The 20540-nt window shown below is 55.5% G+C and carries 15 protein-coding genes; 10 read left to right on the forward strand and 5 right to left on the reverse strand.

All coding sequences use genetic code 11. From position 1 onward, the window contains the following. Positions 1–62 precede the first annotated feature (62 nt). Genes fdnI through fdnG form a run of 3 tightly spaced genes read right to left on the reverse strand, consistent with a single transcriptional unit; the run spans position 63 to position 4655 of the window. Positions 63–719 (reverse strand): formate dehydrogenase-N subunit gamma, encoded by a 657-nt coding sequence (gene fdnI / locus ACOTX7_RS09195; protein ID WP_006810709.1) that lies wholly within the window; start codon positions 717–719, stop codon positions 63–65. Further along, positions 712–1596: a formate dehydrogenase subunit beta gene (fdxH, locus tag ACOTX7_RS09200; RefSeq protein ID WP_063933650.1), complete on the reverse strand. Its 885-nt coding sequence runs from the start codon at positions 1594–1596 to the stop codon at positions 712–714. Before fdxH ends, fdnI begins: the two co-directional genes overlap by 8 nt. A gap of 11 nt (positions 1597–1607) precedes the next feature. Continuing rightward, the gene (gene fdnG / locus ACOTX7_RS09205; protein WP_221256026.1) at positions 1608–4655 is read right to left on the reverse strand and encodes a formate dehydrogenase-N subunit alpha; all 3048 of its coding nucleotides are present in this window, start codon (positions 4653–4655) and stop codon (positions 1608–1610) included. Between the two features lie 220 nt (positions 4656–4875). Between fdnG and yddG the strand changes: the two genes are divergently transcribed. Both yddG and ompC read left to right on the forward strand, forming a co-directional pair. Further along, positions 4876–5754 (forward strand): aromatic amino acid DMT transporter YddG, encoded by an 879-nt coding sequence (yddG, locus tag ACOTX7_RS09210; protein ID WP_221256027.1) that lies wholly within the window; start codon positions 4876–4878, stop codon positions 5752–5754. Between the two features lie 625 nt (positions 5755–6379). Further along, positions 6380–7453 (forward strand): porin OmpC, encoded by a 1074-nt coding sequence (gene ompC, locus ACOTX7_RS09215; RefSeq protein WP_006810715.1) that lies wholly within the window; start codon positions 6380–6382, stop codon positions 7451–7453. Positions 7454–7496: 43 nt separating this feature from the next. Here the strand turns inward: ompC and ACOTX7_RS09220 are convergent, their stop codons facing one another. Continuing rightward, positions 7497–8987 (reverse strand): MFS transporter, encoded by a 1491-nt coding sequence (locus ACOTX7_RS09220; protein ID WP_221813188.1) that lies wholly within the window; start codon positions 8985–8987, stop codon positions 7497–7499. Positions 8988–9103: 116 nt separating this feature from the next. Between ACOTX7_RS09220 and ACOTX7_RS09225 the strand changes: the two genes are divergently transcribed. The 6 genes from ACOTX7_RS09225 (at position 9104) to narI (ending at position 17995) form a co-directional block, all read left to right on the forward strand. Then, positions 9104–9679, forward strand: coding sequence for a TetR family transcriptional regulator (locus ACOTX7_RS09225; RefSeq protein WP_006810717.1), 576 nt, complete (start codon positions 9104–9106; stop codon positions 9677–9679). Positions 9680–9888: 209 nt separating this feature from the next. Continuing rightward, a complete protein-coding gene (locus ACOTX7_RS09230) occupies positions 9889–11274 on the forward strand; it encodes a NarK family nitrate/nitrite MFS transporter (protein ID WP_126506783.1) in 1386 nt (461 codons plus the stop codon). Positions 11275–11341: 67 nt separating this feature from the next. Continuing rightward, a complete protein-coding gene (locus ACOTX7_RS09235; protein WP_214591735.1) occupies positions 11342–15082 on the forward strand; it encodes a nitrate reductase subunit alpha in 3741 nt (1246 codons plus the stop codon). Continuing rightward, entirely contained in the window at positions 15079–16623 is a 1545-nt protein-coding gene (narH, locus tag ACOTX7_RS09240; protein WP_421626071.1) for a nitrate reductase subunit beta, read from the forward strand. The genes ACOTX7_RS09235 and narH overlap by 4 nt, the downstream gene beginning before the upstream one ends. Beyond that, on the forward strand, positions 16623–17318 hold the full coding sequence (gene narW, locus ACOTX7_RS09245) for a nitrate reductase molybdenum cofactor assembly chaperone (RefSeq protein WP_006810721.1): 696 nt from the start codon (positions 16623–16625) through the stop codon (positions 17316–17318). Before narH ends, narW begins: the two co-directional genes overlap by 1 nt. Next, positions 17315–17995, forward strand: coding sequence for a respiratory nitrate reductase subunit gamma (narI, locus tag ACOTX7_RS09250; RefSeq protein WP_221256030.1), 681 nt, complete (start codon positions 17315–17317; stop codon positions 17993–17995). The genes narW and narI overlap by 4 nt, the downstream gene beginning before the upstream one ends. A gap of 79 nt (positions 17996–18074) precedes the next feature. Here the strand turns inward: narI and nhoA are convergent, their stop codons facing one another. After that, on the reverse strand, positions 18075–18920 hold the full coding sequence (gene nhoA, locus ACOTX7_RS09255) for an N-hydroxyarylamine O-acetyltransferase (RefSeq protein WP_205923833.1): 846 nt from the start codon (positions 18918–18920) through the stop codon (positions 18075–18077). Between the two features lie 105 nt (positions 18921–19025). Between nhoA and ACOTX7_RS09260 the strand changes: the two genes are divergently transcribed. After that, complete coding sequence (locus ACOTX7_RS09260; RefSeq protein ID WP_205923832.1) at positions 19026–19598, forward strand: flavin reductase family protein; 573 nt, start codon at positions 19026–19028, stop codon at positions 19596–19598. 139 nt (positions 19599–19737) lie between these two features. After that, on the forward strand, positions 19738–20451 hold the full coding sequence (locus ACOTX7_RS09265) for a hypothetical protein (protein ID WP_221813190.1): 714 nt from the start codon (positions 19738–19740) through the stop codon (positions 20449–20451). Positions 20452–20540 lie beyond the last annotated feature (89 nt).

Here is a 20540-nt window from a genome sequence, read left to right on the forward strand (position 1 = left end):
CCAGGTCGTTATCCCCGCCCGCGCAAGCGCAGCGCCGCCGGACAATGCCGACGGCGCCAGGTTTACTTCAACCCTTCCGAACTCTCTTTTTGCGCTTCAAGACGCTCAACGTCCCGGTACCAGCGCGGATGGTGTTTTTGCGCCCAGCGGCGGCTCACCTTCCCTTCAATCATGCCTTTAATCGACCCCTTCACCCAGAATGCCATATACATATGGATCAGGATGGCGTGGATCAGAATGATGGCCGAGGTCGCGTGGATCAGCAGCGCGTAGCGCACCACCTGAATCGGGAAGTATTGGGCAAAATACGGACGCCAGATGATCACTCCGGTCACCAGCAGCACGAAAATCATGCTCATGATGGTCCAGAACATCATCTTCTGTCCGGCGTTGTATTTACCCACCTTCGCGACTTTATGCTCGTTGCCTTTCAGAACCTCAACAATTCCCTTCAGCCACGGAATATCCTGCTTGTCAGGGATGTTGTGATGAACGAAACGCACGAACATAAACATCAGCACCACGAAAATCAGCACGCCGAAGAACGGATGCAAAATGCGCCCCATCTGCGGTGTCCCGAAGGTTTCCGTCAGCCACTGTAGCGTCGGGAAGAAGAACGAAATGCCGGATACCGCCACCAGGAAGAAGCAGATGACCACCGTCCAGTGACAGGCGCGATCGACAAATTTTGTGCGCACTATCATTTTCGACTTACTCATGATGCTCCTCCTCGTCGTCATCCACCTCTTTATTCGGCCCGATACCGATGTAGTGATAAATCAGCCCGGCAAAGGTGGCGATAAAGCCCGCTGCTGAAAGCGGTTTGAGCGCCCCTTTCCAGAGATTGATGGAGGTATCGATCGCCGGATCTTTCGGCAGATTGTGATACAACTCCGGCTGGTCATTGTGGTGCAGAACATACATGACGTGCGTACCGCCCACGCCTTGCGGGTTATAAATCCCTGCCTTGTCATAGCCGCGCGCTTTGAGCTTATCCACCCGCTGCTGCGCCACTTCCAGCATCTCTTTTTTGCTGCCGAAGTGGATCGCCCCGGTCGGACAGGTTTTTACGCAGGCAGGCTCCTGGCCGACGCTGACGCGATCGACACACAGCGTGCATTTATAGACCCGATTATCCTCTTTATTGAGACGCGGGATATTAAACGGACAGCCTGCGATGCAGTACCCGCAGCCGATGCAGTTATCCTGCTGGAAGTCGACAATCCCGTTGGCGTACTGAATGATTGCGCCAGCAGACGGGCATGCCTTCAGGCAGCCCGGATCTTCACAGTGCATACAGCCGTCTTTGCGGATCAACCACTCCAGTTTGCCGTTCTGGTCGGTTTCGCTAAAGCGCATCACCGTCCAGGATTTAGCGCTCAGATCAGCCGGATTATCGTAAACGCCAACGCAGTGCCCCACCTCGTCGCGGATATCGTTCCACTCCGAACAGGCCACCTGGCAGGCTTTACAGCCCACGCAGGAGGAGACATCGATCAGCTTGGCGACTTCTGCCTTGTAGTCCCGCGCGCGAGGCGCGGGAGTGATCGGGTTAGTCGCGGAGCGTTTAATAATGTCTTGTGTTTCCATCGCCATTTAATCGCTCCTTACGCTTTCTCGATGTTGACCAGAAACGCTTTGTACTCCGGCGTTTGCGAGTTGGAATCGCCGACGTTTGGCGTCAGGGTATTAGCGATGTAGCCTTTCTGCGCCACCCCTTCAAAGCCCCAGTGCAGCGGAATACCCACCGTTTCCACCTGCTGGCCGTGCACGTTCAGCGTTTGCAGACGACGGGTGACCACCGCCACCGCACGAATAAAGCCGCGCTTGCTGCTGACCTTCACGTGGTCGCCATTGGCAATGCCCTTCGCCTTCGCCAGCGTTTCGCTTATCTCCACAAACTGTTCCGGCTGCGCGATGGCGTTAAGCCGCGCGTGTTTGGTCCAGGTATGGAAATGCTCGGTCAGGCGGTAGGTCGTTCCCACATACGGGAATTTGTCTTTTTTACCTAAACGCAGCACGTCCTCTTCATAGATGCGCACCACCGGGCTGGACACCACGTTCGGGTGCAGCGGGTTGGTCCCCAGCGGCGTTTCCATCGGCTCGTAGTGTTCCGGGAACGGCCCTTCCGCCAGTTTGTCGATGGCAAACAGACGTCCCAGCCCTTCCGGCTGCATGATAAACGGCCCGGTGTTGCTGCCCGGCGGGGCGGTGTTGAAGTCCGGGATATCGTTCCCCGTCCACTTCGAGCCGTTCCACTCAATCAGCATGCGTTTCGGATCCCACGGCTTGCCGTTCACGTCTGCGGAGGCACGGTTGTACAGTACGCGGCGGTTCAACGGCCACGCCCATGCCCAGCCCAGGGTGTTACCCAGGCCTGATGGATCGGCGTTATCGCGGTTGGCCATCTGATTACCCTGCTCCGTCCAGCTGCCGGTGTAGATCCAGCAGGAAGAGGCCGTGGTGCCGTCGTCACGCAACAGCGCAAAGCTGTTCAGCAGTTGGCCTTTCTTCGCCACCAGATTGCCGTTGGCATCGTACAGGTCGGCAAGCGCCACGCCGTTGTTCTCTTTTGCCACCTCTTCGGACTCGGGATGATCCGGTTGCTTGTAGTTCCAGCTCATCTTCAGCAGCGGCTCAGCGCCTTTGCCACCTTCTGTGCGATACATCTCGCGCAGGCGATGGTAAATGCCCGCCAGAATTTCGCCGTCATTACGCGCTTCGCCCGGCGCATCCTGACCTTTCCAGTGCCACTGTAGCCAGCGGCCAGAGTTGGCAATAGAACCGTCCTCTTCCGCAAAGCAGGTCGATGGCAGGCGGAACACCTCGGTCTGGATCGCTGTCGGATCGACATCGTTTGATTCACCGTGGTTTTGCCAGAAGGTAGACGTTTCGGTGACCAGCGGATCGATAACCACCATGTACTTCAGCTTGCTCAGGCTACGAACAACTTTGTTTTTATCCGGGAATGACGCCACCGGGTTAAAGCCCTGGCAGATATACCCCGTGACGGCGCCCTTATCCATCATGTTGAAATACTTGATGACATCGTAAGCCTGGTCCCATTTCGGCAACCACTCAAAGCCCCAGTCGTTCTCTTTCTGCGCCGCATCGCCGTAGAACGATTTCATCAGACTGACGGCAAACTTCGGATAGTTACTCCAGTAGTTCACCTGGTCCGGGCGCGTCGCTTTTGGCGTGTTGGCGTCAAGCCAGCTTTGCCAGTCGGTCTGTTTCTCGGACGGCAGGGTCAGGTAACCCGGCAGGCTGGTCGACAGCAGGCCGAGGTCGGTTAAGCCCTGAATATTGGAGTGTCCGCGCAGGGCGTTCACGCCGCCACCGGCCATCCCCATGTTGCCGAGCAGCAGCTGGATCATCGCCATGGTGCGAATGTTCTGCGCGCCCACGGTATGCTGCGTCCAGCCCAGTGCGTAAAGGAACGTGGTGGTTCTGTCGGCGGCGCTGGTGGAGGCCAGCACTTCACACACTTTCAGGAAGTCCGCTTTCGGCGTGCCGCAGATGTTTTCCACCACGTCCGGCGTGTAGCGGGAAACGTGCTGTTTCAGCAAGTTCCACACGCAGCGCGGATCGGTCAGGGTGTCATCGCGTTTCGCGTAGCCGTTTTCATCGAACTGATAGTTCCAGGACGATTTGTCGTACTGACGTTTCCCGGCGTCATAGCCGCTGAACAGGCCATCTTCGAAGGCGAAATCCTCCCGCACCAGCAGACCGGCATTGGTGTAATGCTTAACGTATTCCGCATTAATCTTATTGTTTTCGATCAGGTACAACAGCACGCCGGAAAGGAACGTAATATCCGTACCGGAGCGGATCGGCGCATAAATATCGGCCACCGATGCCGTACGCGTAAAGCGTGGATCGACGACGATGAGCGTCGCATCGTTGTTGTTTTTCGCTTCCATCGCCCAGCGGAATCCCACCGGATGGGCTTCAGCGGCGTTACCGCCCATCACTACCACGACGTTAGCGTTTTTGATATCAACCCAGTGGTTGGTCATCGCACCGCGACCAAATGTTGGAGCAAGACTTGCTACCGTTGGTCCGTGTCAGACGCGCGCCTGGTTATCAACCGCCAGCATGCCAAGGGAGCGCACAAATTTTTGCGTCAGCATGCCGGTTTCATTACTTGCCGCAGAGGCACACAGCATCCCGGTGGAGGTCCAGCGGTTTACGGTGACGCCCTGCTCGTTCTTTTCAATAAAGTTGGCGTCGCGATCCGCTTTCATCAGTTTTGCAATTCGGGAGAAGGCCTCGTCCCAGGAGATGCGCTGCCATTTGTCTGAACCCGGCGCTCGATATTCCGGGTAGCGCAGACGGTTTTCACTGTGAACATAATCCAGCAGGCCCGCCCCTTTCGGGCAAAGCGCCCCGCGGCTCACCGGATGATCCGGGTCCCCTTCAATATGATAAATCGCTTCTTTGGCGTTCTTCGCGCCATCCCCCAGGCTATACATTAATAACCCACAACCCACGGAGCAGTATGTGCAGGTGTTACGGATCTCTTTCGCGCGCAGCAGTTTATAGTTGCGTGCCTGAGCCAGCGCCATTTTGGGAGCAAATCCCAGCATTGCGGCTGTTGTTCCGGCCATACCGCCCGCGCAGATTTTAAAAAATTGTCTGCGACTGACGTCCATTGCTGTCCTCGTTATCTGATAAGACTTCGCGCCGCAAACTAACAGCAAAGCCCCTGTTTTTTTTGCGTCAAATCAAGGTCGCCAGTCTTAGCCCCCTTAATAGTCACTGCCGGTACGATTTTTTAATCCTTTCGGGTTAACAGGCTCTGAGAAAATTCGCCAGCTGCCGCGGATAGATGCTATAAGTTTTCCCTTTGATTTTTAAAAGACTGGCAGGGTAATGGACAGAAAAAGAGCAACGCTGATTGGTCTGGCGGCCATATTGCTGTGGAGCACCATGGTGGGTCTTATCCGCAGCGTCAGCGAGGGACTGGGCCCGGTGGGCGGCGCGGCAATGATTTACACCGTCAGCGGGCTGTTATGTCTGATGACGGTAGGTTTTCCGGATCTTCGGCGTTTTTCCACGCGCTATCTCATTGCGGGCAGCATCTTGTTTGTCAGCTATGAGATGTGCCTGGCCCTGTCATTGGGATATGCCGCAACACGCTCGCAGGCGATTGAAGTGGGTATGGTCAATTATCTGTGGCCAAGCCTGACGATAGCATTCGCGATTTTATTCAACGGGCAAAAATCCACCCTCTGGGTGATCCCGGGGCTTCTCGTCTCGCTGTTGGGCGTGTGCTGGGTTTTAGGCGGCGAAAACGGCCTGCATCTGAATGACATCATGCAAAACGTCGTCTCCAGCCCGCTAAGTTATGGGCTGGCATTTGCCGGCGCCTTTATCTGGGCCGCCTACTGCACCGTCACCAGTAAGTATGCCAAAGGACAAAATGGCATTACCCTGTTCGTCCTGCTGACTGCCCTGAGCCTGTGGGTTAAATATGCCGTCAGCGATCAGCCCGAAATGGTGTTCAGCGTACCGGTGGTGGTGAAGCTGTTGATGTGCGGTGTTGCCCTTGGCTTTGGCTACGCCGCATGGAATATCGGTATTCTCCACGGTAACGTGACGGTGCTTGCGGCTGTCTCCTATTTCACGCCCGTTCTTTCCGCCGCACTGGCGGCATTTTTACTCAGCTCCCCGCTTTCATTCTCATTCTGGCAAGGGGCATTAATGGTCTGCGCCGGATCGTTGCTATGCTGGTACGCCACACGCAAATAGCTTTTTATTTTTGCCGGGCACGAAATATGCCCGGCAAAAAAATTAACAATATTTTAATATGTGATCACACTCGGGAATATAATTCTTAACATTCGCGTGTGTTTATATTTCTGTATAGAGTGCAAATGTAAAGCCAGACAGTTGTGTTAATTGACATAAACTGACAACACAGGTAATTAATTCACTACCAATATTCCCGGGCTATATAGCACGAATTGCAATAGTATATTTCTGAATGTGTTTATTCAAAAACAAGCTTCTGCTCGCCGTAAAATTCATAATCAACTGTTCTAAAAGAAGTTTACACGCCTTATATTTTTTTATTTTGCGCTAATATCCGTTAGTTTCATCTAAAAACTAAAACCTTCATAAACTATGTGTAGCCATATTATCATGGTCGGTTAATAATCAATTTATGTATATATATTAATCTATTTCGGCGAGATGAGAGCAATTTATCGGATCAGGATCACACTAATTGAAATTATCTTTAATATTTTGAAACTTATTATTGAAAGCAGTCTATGGAATTTTAAAAATAGTCTGCCATTGACGATAAGCCTCGTTTAAAAATCGCTCAGATGGCTTAGGAAATACCTAAATAAAATTATAAGGATTATTTAAGATGAAACTTAAATTAGTTGCAGTGGCAGTCACTTCCATGTTGGCAGCAGGCGTTGTTAACGCGGCTGAAGTTTTTAACAAAGACGGTAACAAACTGGATCTGTACGGCAAAGTTACGGGTCTGCACTATTTTTCTGATGATGCTGGTAGCGACGGCGACAAAACGTATGTGCGTCTTGGTTTCAAAGGTGAAACCCAGATCAACGATCAGCTGACCGGTTACGGCCAGTGGGAATATGAGTTCAAGGGCAACCGCTCTGAAAATCAGGGTGCAGACGGCAACAAAACCCGTCTGGCATTTGCTGGTCTGAAATTCGATGAGTTTGGTTCTTTCGACTACGGTCGTAACTACGGTGTGGCTTATGACATCGGCGCATGGACTGACGTTCTGCCAGAATTCGGTGGCGATACCTGGACGCAGACTGACGGCTTCATGACTGGCCGTACCACTGGCGTTGCAACCTACCGTAATACCGACTTCTTCGGTCTGGTTGACGGTCTGAACGTGGCGGCACAGTACCAGGGTAAAAACGACCGTGACGACATCACCGAATCCAACGGTGACGGCTGGGGTCTCTCTTCTACCTATGAATTCGACGGCTTTGGTGTGGGTGCGACCTACGCGAAATCTGACCGTACTGACCGTCAGGTTCGTGCAGCAAGCAACCTGAACGCCGGTGGCGAAAACGCAGAAGTCTGGGCTGCTGGCCTGAAGTACGATGCGAACAACATCTACCTGGCAACCACCTACTCTGAAACCCGCAACATGACGGCGTTCGGTAACGGTCACGTTGCCAACAAAGCGCAGAACTTCGAAGTTGTGGCTCAGTACCAGTTCGACTTCGGCCTGCGTCCGTCCATCGCTTACCTGAAATCCAAAGGTAAGGACATCGGTTCTTACGGCGATCAGGATCTGGTTGAATACGTTGACGTTGGCGCGAGCTACTACTTCAACAAAAACATGTCCACCTACGTTGATTACAAAATCAACCTGGTTGACGACAGCCAGTTCACCAAAGATGCCAAAGTGGCTACCGACAACATCGTGGCAGTGGGTCTGACCTACCAGTTCTAAGATGTGTTAGTGCACTCAGGCCAGCCTTAACGGCTGGCCTTTTTTATTGCTGTTGCCCGACCTTCGCCAGACTAAACCAGATACCCACCGCAAGTATCAGCAGCATGCCTCCCGCGCTGCTCAGGGCCACGCTGTGCGAGGTAATGAAGGCGGTTTTTGCCGCCATTATTACCGGCTCGGCCAGCGACGGCGTCAGCTCCTGCGCAACCTTCATCGCTTCACCGATGGAGGACGAGGCTTTATCGGTAAGCGACGCGCTCATCCCCTGCGGCAGTTCAATAGACGCCGAAAAGCTGCGGGTCAGGAGCAGACCGAAAATGGCGATCCCCAGACCGGCCCCCAGCTCATAGGACATCGTTTCGATCGCGCCTGCGGCTGCCGCTTTTTCTTTCGGGGCGGCGGCCATGATCGCTGACGTCGATGCCAGCAGTGCACTGGCGGCACTGAAGCCCAGCAGCACCATCAGGCTCCATGCCTGCCACTGTTGGGTGCTGAAATCAAGCGTCGACAGGCCGATAAAACTGATTGCGCTTAACCCCATACCCCCGGCCGCGACAATGCGTAGCCCCAGACGCCCGACCAGCACACCCGCGATCGGTCCGCTAAATCCGCTCGCCACCATCACCGGCAGCATAAATATCCCTGCTTCAAACGGCGTAAAACCATGCACGAACTGCAACTCCTGCGCCATCAGCAGTTCAAATCCCACCAGCGCAATCATGGCGGTCATTGCCATAACCACGCCGCTTAAAATGATGCGATGGCAAAACAGACGCATGTCGATCATCGGCACGCGGGCGCGCAGCTGGATACGGACGAAAATAAACAGCATCACCGCCCCGGTAAGCAGCGTGCAGGCCACCATCCACGGCGACAGCACTCCTTTAAGGGCGGTTTTGGCGCTATAGACCAGCAGTAAAATGGCGACAATCAGCATAATGGCATGGCTGATATTGAGCGGCTGTTCGGGACGCCCCTGCTGAACAGGCACAAAGCGCGCAGCAAGCGAAACCACGATCAGCACGATCGGCACGTTAATCAGGAACACTGACCCCCAATAGAAGTGCTCCAGCAACATGCCGCCAATCAGCGGGCCAAACGCCGCGCCGCCCGAACCAACGGCCGCCCAGACGCCGAGAGCAATATTACGGTGCCGCGCGTCAGTAAACAGGGTGCGGATCCCTGCAAGCGTTGCCGGGATGATCATCGCCGCCCCTATCGCCAGCGACGCGCGGGCGGCAATCAGCCAGCCCGCGGACGGCGCAAAAGCCGCCGCTAACGAAGACAGGCCAAACAGCACGCTGCCGATCATCAGCAGGCGCTTGAAGCCAATGCGATCCCCCAGCGCGCCCATAGGCAGCACCATCCCCGCCATCACCAGCGAGTAAATATCAATAATCCACAGCAATTCGTTGCCGCTGGCACCTAACGTCATGCTCAATGTTGGCGCCGCCACGTGCAGCACCGTCGCGTCAATCGCCACCGGGATATACACCAGCACGATAATCACTAACGCTAACCACTGACGAAACATAAATTTCCTTATCACTTAAAAACTGGACACATGTCCAGATTGCGATCCTACGTAAAGTTGAACACTTGTCCAGCTCTTTGTTACACTCGTTTCGTTGCCATTAAGAGTGAGAAAATATGCGTTATCTGAGCAAGGACGAACGGCGGGAAGAGATCCTTCAGGCCGCGATGCGCGTGGCGCTGACTGAAGGGTTAGCTGCGATGACCGTTCGCCGCATCGCCGCCGAAGCGGGCGTTGCAACCGGGCAGGTTCATCACCACTTTGCCTCGGCGGGCGAACTTAAATCGCTGGCGTTTGTGCGGCTGATCCGCGATTTACTGGACGCTGAAATCGTAGGCGATAACGCCGGGTGGCGCGAGCGCCTGCATGCTATGCTCGGCAGCGATGACGGCGGGTTTGAGCCTTATATTCGACTGTGGCGGGAGGCGCAAATTCTTGCCAGCCGGGATAGCGACATTAAAGGCGCTTACGTTCTGACCATGGAGATGTGGCACCAGGAGACGGTCGCGATTATCCGTGCCGGCGCAGAGGCCAACGCCTTTACGCTTGCTGACCAGCCAGAAAATATTGCCTGGCGATTAATCGGCCTGGTATGCGGACTGGACGGCATATACGTATTAAATATGCCTGAAATGGACGATGCGGCATTTAATAAGCATCTGGATAAACTTATCTCCCTCGAATTGTTTTAATACTCCCATCGGGGTATTAATTTCTGCAAAAAGTTACAATTAGTAACACATAAAGCGAACCCTGATTCCCATTCCAAACTCAGGGATTCGCTTTTTTATCTATCCTTTCAGATGTATCCCATAACATCCAATAATTTCTACAAACCATCGACAACTATCTTTCTGTTTTCACTTCTTTTTTCTCTTCATTTGGTAAGCAAGAGGGTGATATGTCACATCAAAGTGAGAAGAGTAATCAGCATCTGTTGAGTAACTGGAAACCGGAAAACGCGCAATTTTGGGAGAATAAAGGGAAACATATCGCACGCAGAAACCTGTGGATTTCCGTCGCGTGTTTGCTTCTGGCGTTTTGTGTATGGATGTTGTTTAGCGCTATTGCGGTGAATCTTAATAAGGTCGGATTTAATTTCAGCACCGATCAGCTTTTTATGCTAACAGCATTACCTTCTCTCTCCGGCGCGATATTGCGCGTCCCCTACTCTTTTATGGTACCGATATTTGGCGGACGTTACTGGACCGTGTTAAGCACCGTGATCCTGGTGGTGCCCTGTGTCTGGCTTGGGATCGCCATCCAGAATACCGCTACGCCCTATTGGGTCTTCATCATCATCGCGCTGCTGTGCGGTTTTGCTGGCGCCAACTTTGCTTCCAGCATGGGAAACATCAGCTTCTTCTTCCCGAAAGCCAGACAGGGCAGCGCGCTGGGTATTAACGGCGGGCTGGGAAACCTGGGCGTCAGCGTGATGCAGCTGGTTGCGCCGCTGGTCATCTTCCTGCCGATGTTCACCTTCCTCGGCGTGCACGGCGTACCGCAGGAGGATGGCTCGACGATGTGGCTGGCGAACGCGGCCTGGATCTGGGCGCCGCTGCTGATTCTGGCCACCATTGCGGCGTTTTTTGGCATGAATGACATCGCCAGTTCGAAAGCGTCCATTGCCAGCCAGCTTCCGGTGCTGAAGCGCTTTCACCTCTGGCTGCTGAGCCTGCTCTACCTGGCGACTTTCGGCTCGTTTATCGGCTTCTCGGCGGGCTTTGCCATGCTGTCGAAAACCCAGTTCCCGGACGTGAACATCCTGCACCTCGCCTTCTTCGGTCCGCTGATTGGCGCCCTGGCGCGTTCGGCTGGCGGGATGATTTCTGACCGGCTGGGCGGCGTGCGCGTTACGCTGATCAACTTTGTTTTTATGGCCATCTTTAGCGCCCTGATTTTCCTGACGCTTCCCGGATCAGGTTCCGGCAGTTTTATGGCCTTCTATCTGGTCTTTATGGGCCTGTTTCTGACCGCAGGCCTGGGCAGCGGATCGACCTTCCAGATGATCGCGGTTATCTTCCGTCAAATCACCCTCGACCGCGTGAAAAAACAGGGCGGGAGCGACGAACAGGCGCAGCATGAAGCTGTGACCGAAACGGCTGCCGCGCTGGGCTTTATCTCTGCCATCGGTGCGGTGGGCGGGTTCTTTATTCCCAAAGCCTTTGGTACGTCACTGGCGATGACCGGTTCTCCGGTAGGCGCCATGAAAGTCTTTCTCGTTTTTTACATCGTCTGCGTGCTCGTCACCTGGCTGGTGTATGGCCGCAAATCCTCACAAAAATAATAACTATATCTTCGCCGGAGTGTGATGCCTCACCCTCCGGCCATGCTATCGAAGCAGGAGAAATGTCATGAGCAAACTGTTGGACCGCTTCCGTTACTTCAAAACAAAAGGCGACAGTTTCGCCGAGGGACACGGGCAGGTGTATCACACCAACCGCGACTGGGAGGACAGCTACCGTCAGCGCTGGCAGTTCGACAAAATTGTACGATCCACCCACGGCGTTAACTGTACCGGCTCCTGTAGCTGGAAGATTTATGTCAAAAATGGCCTGGTGACCTGGGAAACCCAGCAGACCGACTACCCGCGCACCCGCCCTGACCTGCCCAACCACGAACCGCGCGGCTGCCCGCGTGGCGCGAGCTACTCGTGGTATCTCTACAGCGCCAACCGTCTTAAATACCCGCTGGTGCGCCGCAGGCTGATTGAACTCTGGCGCGAGGCGCTGGCGCAGCATACCGATCCGGTGCTGGCCTGGGACGCCATACAGAACGATCCGCAAAAAGCGCAGAGCTACAGAAAGGCGCGCGGTAAAGGCGGGTTTATCCGCTCAAACTGGAAAGAACTCAACCAGCTTATTGCCGCCGCCAACGTCTGGACCATCAAACATTACGGCCCGGATCGCGTGGCCGGTTTCTCCCCTATTCCGGCGATGTCGATGGTCTCTTACGCCGCCGGAACGCGCTATCTCTCCCTGCTGGGTGGCACCTGCCTGAGCTTTTACGACTGGTACTGCGACCTGCCGCCCGCATCGCCGATGACCTGGGGCGAGCAGACCGACGTGCCGGAATCCGCCGACTGGTACAACTCCAGCTATATCATCGCCTGGGGCTCGAACGTGCCGCAGACGCGTACCCCGGACGCCCACTTCTTCACCGAAGTGCGCTACAAAGGGACCAAGACCGTCGCCATTACGCCGGACTTCTCGGAGGTGGCGAAGCTCAGCGACCAGTGGCTGGCTCCCAAACAGGGTACCGACAGCGCCCTCGCCATGGCGATGGGCCATGTGATTCTTAAAGAGTTCCACCTTGATAACCCGAGCGAGTATTTCCTCAACTATTGCCGTCGCTACACCGACATGCCGATGCTGGTCCTGCTGGATGAGCAGGCAGACGGTCGCGTGGTGCCGGGCCGCATGCTGCGCGCGTCGGATCTGGCCGACGGGCTGGGCGAAACCAATAATCCGGAGTGGAAAACCATCGCCTTTGACGTGGCCGGGAATCTGGTGGCGCCGAACGGATCCATCGGCTTCCGCTGGGGTGAAAAAGGCAAATGGAACCTGGAGTCGCTGGCGGCGGGTCAGGAAACCGAGCTGACGCTATCCCTGCTCATCACCCACGACAGCGTGGCGGACGTCGCCTTCCCGTACTTCGGCGGTAACGAAAACCCACACTTCCGCAGCGTGAAGCAGGAGCCGGTGCTGACGCGCCGCGTACCGAGTAAAAACCTGACGCTGGCCGACGGCAGCCAGCGACGGGTGGTCAGCGTGTACGATCTGGTGCTGGCGAACTACGGCCTCGATCGCGGTCTGGAAGACAGTAACGCCGCGTTAAACTACGCCGAGATAAAAGCCTACACCCCGGCCTGGGGCGAACAAATTACCGGCGTGCCCGCGTATCTGATTGAAAAAATCGCCCGCGAATTTGCCGACACGGCGCATAAAACCCATGGCCGTTCGATGATCATCCTCGGTGCTGGTGTAAACCACTGGTATCACATGGACATGAATTACCGCGGGATGATCAACATGCTGGTCTTCTGCGGCTGCGTCGGGCAGAGCGGCGGCGGCTGGTCTCACTATGTGGGCCAGGAGAAGCTGCGCCCGCAAACCGGCTGGCTGCCGCTGGCCTTCGCGCTGGACTGGAACCGCCCGCCGCGCCAGATGAACAGCACCTCCTACTTCTACAACCACGCCAGCCAGTGGCGCTATGAGAAGCTGACCGCCCAGGAGTTGCTTTCTCCCCTTGCAGACGCGACGAAATTCACCGGACACCTGATCGATTTCAACGTGCGCGCCGAGCGCATGGGCTGGCTGCCGTCGGCCCCTCAGCTCAACCTTAATCCGCTGCATGTGAAAGCCCGCGCCGACGCCGCCGGGATGTCGCCGCAGGACTATACCGTGCAGGCGTTAAAATCGGGTGATATTCGCTTCGCCTGTGAACAGCCGGACAACGGCAAGAACCACCCGCGCAACCTGTTCGTCTGGCGCTCGAACCTGCTCGGCTCGTCCGGGAAAGGCCATGAGTACATGCTGAAATACCTGCTTGGCACCGAAAGCGGTATTCAGGGTGAGGATTTAGGCTCAACGGACGACGTGAAGCCTGAAGAGGTGGAGTGGCAAACCGCCGCCATTGAGGGCAAGCTGGATCTGCTGGTGACGCTCGATTTCCGCATGTCCAGCACCTGCCTGTTCTCGGATATCGTCCTGCCCACCGCCACCTGGTATGAAAAAGACGACATGAATACCTCGGACATGCATCCGTTTATTCACCCGCTTTCCGCCGCCGTTGACCCGGCGTGGGAATCCCGCAGCGACTGGGAGATCTACAAGGGCATCGCCAAAGTGTTCTCTGAAGTGTGCGTCGGGCATCTCGGCACCGAAACTGACGTGGTGCTACAGCCGCTACAGCATGATTCACCGGGGGAACTGTCGCAGCCGTTTGATATTCTGGACTGGCGCAAAGGCGAATGCGATCTGATCCCCGGCAAAACGGCACCGAACATCGCCGTGGTCGAGCGCAACTACCCGGAAACCTACGAGCGCTTTACGGCCCTTGGGCCGCTGCTGGACAAGCTCGGCAACGGCGGAAAAGGCATATCGTGGAACACCCAGAACGAGGTCGATTTCCTCGGCAAGCTCAACTACGTCAAGCTCGACGGCCCGGCGAAAGGTCGCCCGCGCATCGAGACCGCCATTGACGCTTCAGAGGTGATCCTCGCCCTCGCGCCGGAAACCAATGGTCAGGTCGCGGTCAAAGCCTGGGAAGCCCTCGGGGAACTGACCGGGCGCGATCACACCCATCTGGCGCTGAACAAAGAAGACGAGAAAATCCGCTTCCGCGATATTCAGGCGCAGCCGCGCAAAATCATCTCCAGCCCGACGTGGTCCGGCCTTGAGAGCGAGCACGTCTCCTATAACGCAGGCTATACCAACGTTCACGAGCTGATCCCGTGGCGCACGATTTCAGGCCGCCAGCAGCTGTATCAGGATCACGTCTGGATGCGCGCCTTCGGGGAGAGTCTGGTGGCCTATCGTCCGCCGATTGATACCCGCAGCGTCACCCATATGCGCGAGATCCCGCCGAACGGCTTCCCGGAAAAAGCGCTCAACTTCCTGACGCCGCACCAGAAATGGGGCATTCACTCCACCTACAGCGAAAACCTGCTGATGCAGACCCTGTCGCGCGGTGGGCCGATTGTCTGGATCAGCGAAACCGACGCGCGCGAGCTGGGCATTGAGGACAACGACTGGATCGAAGCCTTCAACGCCAACGGCGCTCTCACCGCACGCGCAGTGGTCAGCCAGCGCGTACCGCCGGGCATGACCATGATGTACCACGCCCAGGAGCGCATCCTGAACATTCCGGGGTCAGAAGTGACCGGACGGCGCGGCGGGATCCACAACTCCGTCACCCGCGTCTGCCCGAAACCGACCCACATGATTGGCGGCTACGCGCAGCTGGCCTACAGCTTCAACTATTACGGCACCGTCGGCTCGAACCGCGACGAGTTCATCATGATCCGCAAAATGAAAAACATTAACTGGCTGGACGGCGAAGGTCGGGATCAGGTACAGGAGGCGAAAAAATGAAAATACGCTCACAGGTTGGCATGGTACTGAATCTCGATAAATGCATTGGCTGCCACACCTGCTCGGTCACCTGTAAGAACGTCTGGACCGGGCGCGAAGGGATGGAGTATGCGTGGTTTAACAACGTGGAGACCAAACCGGGGATTGGTTATCCGAAAAACTGGGAAGATCAGGATGAGTGGCAAGGCGGCTGGATATGCGGGATCCACGGTAAGCTGACCCCGCGCCTCGGGGGCAAAATGGGCGTACTGTCGAAGATTTTCGCCAACCCCGTGTTGCCGCAGATTGACGATTACTATGAACCCTTCACCTTTGACTATCAGGATCTGCACCGCGCGCCGGAGGGGGATCACCTCCCTACCGCCCGCCCACGTTCGCTGATCGACGGCAAGCGGATGGACAAAATCGTCTGGGGACCCAACTGGGAGGAGCTGCTGGGTGGCGAGTTTGAAAAGCGCGCCCGCGACCGCAACTTCCAGAAGATCCAGAAGGAGATGTACGGTCAGTTTGAAAACACCTTCATGATGTACCTGCCGCGCCTGTGCGAGCACTGCCTCAACCCGAGCTGCGTCGCCACGTGCCCGAGCGGCGCCATTTATAAGCGCGAAGAGGACGGCATCGTGCTGATCGACCAGGACAAATGCCGCGGCTGGCGTCAGTGCATCAGCGGCTGCCCGTACAAGAAAATTTACTTCAACTGGAAGAGCGGCAAATCAGAAAAATGCATCTTCTGCTACCCGCGCATCGAGTCCGGCCAGCCGACCGTCTGCTCGGAAACCTGCGTCGGGCGCATCCGCTATCTCGGCGTGCTGCTGTACGACGCGGACCGTATTGAAGAGGCGGCAAGCACCGAGCATGAAACCGATCTGTACGAGCGTCAGTGCGACGTGTTCCTCAACCCGAACGATCCGGCGGTGATTGAGGAGGCGCTGAAGCAGGGTATTCCGCAGAACGTGATCGACGCCGCCCAGCGTTCGCCGGTTTACAAAATGGCGATGGACTGGAAGCTCGCCCTGCCGCTACACCCGGAATACCGCACCCTGCCGATGGTCTGGTATGTGCCGCCGCTGTCGCCGATCCAGTCCTACGCGGATGCGGGCGGTCTGCCGCAGAGCGACGGCGTCCTGCCTGCGGTTGAAAGCCTGCGCATCCCGGTGCAGTACCTGGCAAACATGCTGAGCGCTGGCGATACCGGGCCGGTGCTGCGCGCCCTGAAACGCATGATGGCGATGCGTCACTACAAACGCTCCCAGACCGTGGAAGGCGTGACCGATACCCGCGCCATTGAAGAGGTCGGCCTGACCGAAGCGCAGGTTGAGGAGATGTATCGCTACCTGGCGATTGCTAATTACGAAGACCGCTTCGTGATCCCGACCAGCCACCGTGAAATGGCGCGCGATGCCTTCCCGGAGAAAAACGGCTGCGGCTTCACCTTTGGCGACGGCTGCCACGGCTCTGACACCAAATTCAACCTCTTCAACAGCAGCCGCATCGATGCGATTAACATCACCGAGGTGCGCGATCACGGGGAGGGAGAGTAATGCAAATCCTCAAAATCATCGCGCTGCTGATAGAGTATCCCGATGAACTGCTGTGGGAAAACCGCGACGAAGCGCTTTCCCTGGTTGAACAGGACGCGCCCATGCTGCTGCCGTTTGCGCAGCAGCACCTGAGCGCCCCGCTGCTGGATAAGCAGGCTGAATGGTGTGAAGTGTTTGAACGTGGTCGCGCAACCTCGCTACTGCTGTTCGAGCATGTTCACGCCGAGTCTCGCGATCGCGGTCAGGCGATGGTCGATCTCATGAGTCAGTATGAGAAAGCGGGCCTTCAGCTGGACTGCCGCGAGCTGCCGGACTATCTGCCGCTCTATCTGGAATACCTTAGCATCGTTACCGACGACGAAGCGCGCGAAGGGCTGCAAAACGTCGCGCCGATCCTGGCGCTGATTGGTGGCCGCCTGAAACAGCGCGGCGTGGCGCATTACCAGCTGTTTGACGCCCTGCTGACGCTGGCGGAAACGCGGCTTTCCAGCGACAGCGTGGCGAAACAGGTGTCCGGTGAAAAACGGGATGATACCCGTCAGGCGCTGGACGCGGTGTGGGAAGAGGAACAGGTGAAGTTTATCGAAGACAACGCCACATCGTGCGACAGCTCGCCGATGCAGCAATATCAACGACGCTTTAGCCAGGACGTCGCGCCGCAGTACGTGGACGTCAGCGCCGGAGGCCCAAAATGACACATTACCTGAACGTGTTTTTCTATGACATTTATCCGTATATCTGCGCCACCGTTTTTTTCCTCGGTAGCTGGTTGCGCTACGACTACGGGCAGTACACCTGGCGCGCCTCGTCGAGCCAGATGCTCAGCAAACGCGGGATGAGCTGGGCCTCGAACCTGTTTCATATCGGGATCCTGGGGATCTTCTTCGGGCACCTGTTCGGCATGTTAACCCCCCACTGGATGTACGCCTGGTTTTTACCCGTCGCGGTTAAACAGCAGTTAGCCATGATCGCGGGCGGGATTTGCGGGGTGCTGACGCTGATTGGCGGGTCAATGCTGCTTTACCGCCGCCTGTTCAACCAGCGGGTACGCGCCACGTCCACCACGCCGGATATCATCATCATGAGTATCCTGCTGCTTCAGTGCATTCTTGGGCTGTCGACCATTCCGTTCTCCGCCCAGTATCCTGACGGAAGCGAGATGATGAAGCTGGTCGGCTGGGCGCAGGGGATCGTGACGTTCAGGGGTGGCTCGTCGGAGATGTTAAGCGGCGTCGCGCCGATCTTCCGCGTGCATCTGGTGCTGGGGATGACGATCTTCCTTATCTTCCCGTTCACCCGTCTGGTGCACGTGTGGAGCGCGCCGTTTGAGTACTTCACCCGTCGGTATCAGGTAGTGAGATCGCGCCGTTGATTTTGTCGGGTGGCGGCTTCGCCTTTCCCGACCTGCGTTCATGCTCCCGCAGGCCCGGTCAGGCGTAGCCGCCACCGGGCTATTTACCCGCCTGGGGATGCGTATCAAACCCCGCCATCACTGCCGTTAGTTCTGCCAGGGTAAAGCCGTGCTTCGGGTCATCAACGCCCAGTCCGAACCGCTCCTGCATGAGCTTATACAGCGCCTCCGCATCCGGCAAATGGATCTGCTCCTCCACATGACCATTCTGCCAGTGGGTAAAATTAAAGTTGGTCAGCGTCAGCTTGCCGCCGTCCGGCAGATGGCGGCACATCAGCAGGTGATGACGAAAATGGGACTGCGGCCAGTGCGCCGACCAGAAATTTCCCATCACGTAATCGTTGAAGTACTGGGTCGCCAGGTCAAAATGGTACATCGACTGCCAGTGCTCGTGATGGCGGAATTGCAGTACCCAGTCGTTACCCTCGCTCAGCAAACGATAAATCCCGTGCGGGGTTTCCTGCTCCTCGTTGGCGATCAAACGAATCGGCGCCGTCAGCGTTTGTCCGCCAAATCCCACATCGGCGATCCAGCGTTCGCCGTTAAGCTCCACCAGCAGTAGCCGGTGCGTGCGCGGAGGCATCTGCGACGGATTAGCCAGCACAACCCGCCCCAGCACGCTGCGCACGGTAAACCCAACTTCGCGTAATACCCGCTCGAACAGACCGTTTTGCTCGAAGCAATATCCCCCGCGACGTGCGGTGACCAGTTTGTCCACCAGACACCCGTCGTCCAGATGAATTTCCCGCGGCAATACAACGTCGATATTTTCGAAAGGGATGGCGCAGTTATGGTGTAAATGCAGCCCCCGCAGGGTATCGATATCAACCTGTACGGGCTGCTGCCAGCCCGTGCGGGCGAAATAAGCACTCAGAAATGGGGACATGTTTGGCTCCAGAATGGGATATTCCCTGTTTATAAACTATTTTCCCTTATGCATATGCGCAAAAGTGCTTTTTCGTCATACTCATCGTGTACACGAGGAGATCCTATGAGCCACTTTCGCCCTGTTGAATTACGTCATGCCAGCCGTCTTCTGAATCACGGACCCACCGTGCTCATCACCAGCCGGGATGAGACCATCGATCGTCGCAACGTCATGGCCGCCGCATGGTCTATGCCGGTCGAGTTTGAACCGCCGCGCATCGCGATTGTGGTCGACAAAAGCGCCTGGTCACGGGAGCTGATCGAGCGCAGCGGGAAATTCGGCATTGTGATCCCCGGGGTGGCGGCAGCCAACTGGACATACGCGGTCGGCAGCGTCAGCGGGCGCGACGAAGATAAATTTAACTGCTACGGGATCCCGGTCGTGAACGGGCCTGAGCTTGGCCTGCCGGTGATTGAAGAGAAATGCCTGGCGTGGATGGAGTGCCGGTTATTGCCTGTAACCTCTGCGGCAGAGAAATATGACACCCTGTTTGGCGAAGTGGTTTCCGCCGCGGCGGATGCACGCGCATTTGTCGCCGGGCGCTGGCAGTTTGACGGGGATAAGCTGAATACGCTGCATCATCTGGGAGCGGGCACGTTTGTGGCGAGCGGGAAAATGGTGAAGGCGCTGGATTGATAACATCAATCAGAAACCATTGAAATATATTGATTTCGTATAACATTTAATGCTTACCAGCTGTCTTTAAAAAAGAGGATATTAGTTATGTGGTAGCAATAATAAGGTAAATTATAAAACGCATTAAGGATGTCACGTCATGAAGGCTTCTGATTATTTAAGGACAAAATTTCAGAGTGACCGCCATTTGGCTCTCACTGTGCAGTACGCAACAGGTGGCATTTTACGATCTGCAAAAGGGGTTGCATCCGATATATATTCTGGTATTGAACGAGTTAGTTGGTATTCATCATGTTTTATACCCCAGTATAATGATGTCTGTCAGGAGTTAAAAGCTGAAGAAATCAGAACGCTCTACTCAATAGAGTCGATTTTCAAACACGCCGACGTCATTGCACACATATTTTATCTGTACCTGAAAACGATATGTGATGACATAGAGGATGGTAATGCAGAAGGTTCAGCCCGTAAACTCACAAAAAGAATTGCAGAACTTAGCGCTCATATGAACGTAGCGGGAGCAACACGCTATGCGTTTGCTACTGCGGCCTCGGTCGCGCTTTCTCACTCCAGCCTTATTTCGAAAGTTGTTGTTGAACGTCTCACGACAAAATTACCACAAGGGGTATTTGCTCTCCAGTTCTATGGCATTCAACAGAAATGCGCTCTCGCTGCCCGCCATTTGAAAGCTATTAACCCCGATTATTACTGGATTCTGTACCAGGCAAAACTGGAGATGCTCTATTATTTTTGCGAGCCAATCCTTTCAAAATTATTTGAAAAAATGAAATCAAATGCTTTTTCAAGCCTGGATGATTTAGCCGACTTTCTACAAAGGGATTTGAATGTTTAAAAATCTAATCAGACTTTTTTTAGAAAGCGTAGGGCTTTGTTGAATAAATCAGATTTCGGGTAAGTCTCCCCCGTAGCGGGTTGTGTTTT

It is taken from the genome of Enterobacter cloacae complex sp. IR5418 (genome assembly GCF_049238105.1).
Classification (GTDB): Bacteria; Pseudomonadota; Gammaproteobacteria; order Enterobacterales; family Enterobacteriaceae; genus Enterobacter; species Enterobacter hormaechei.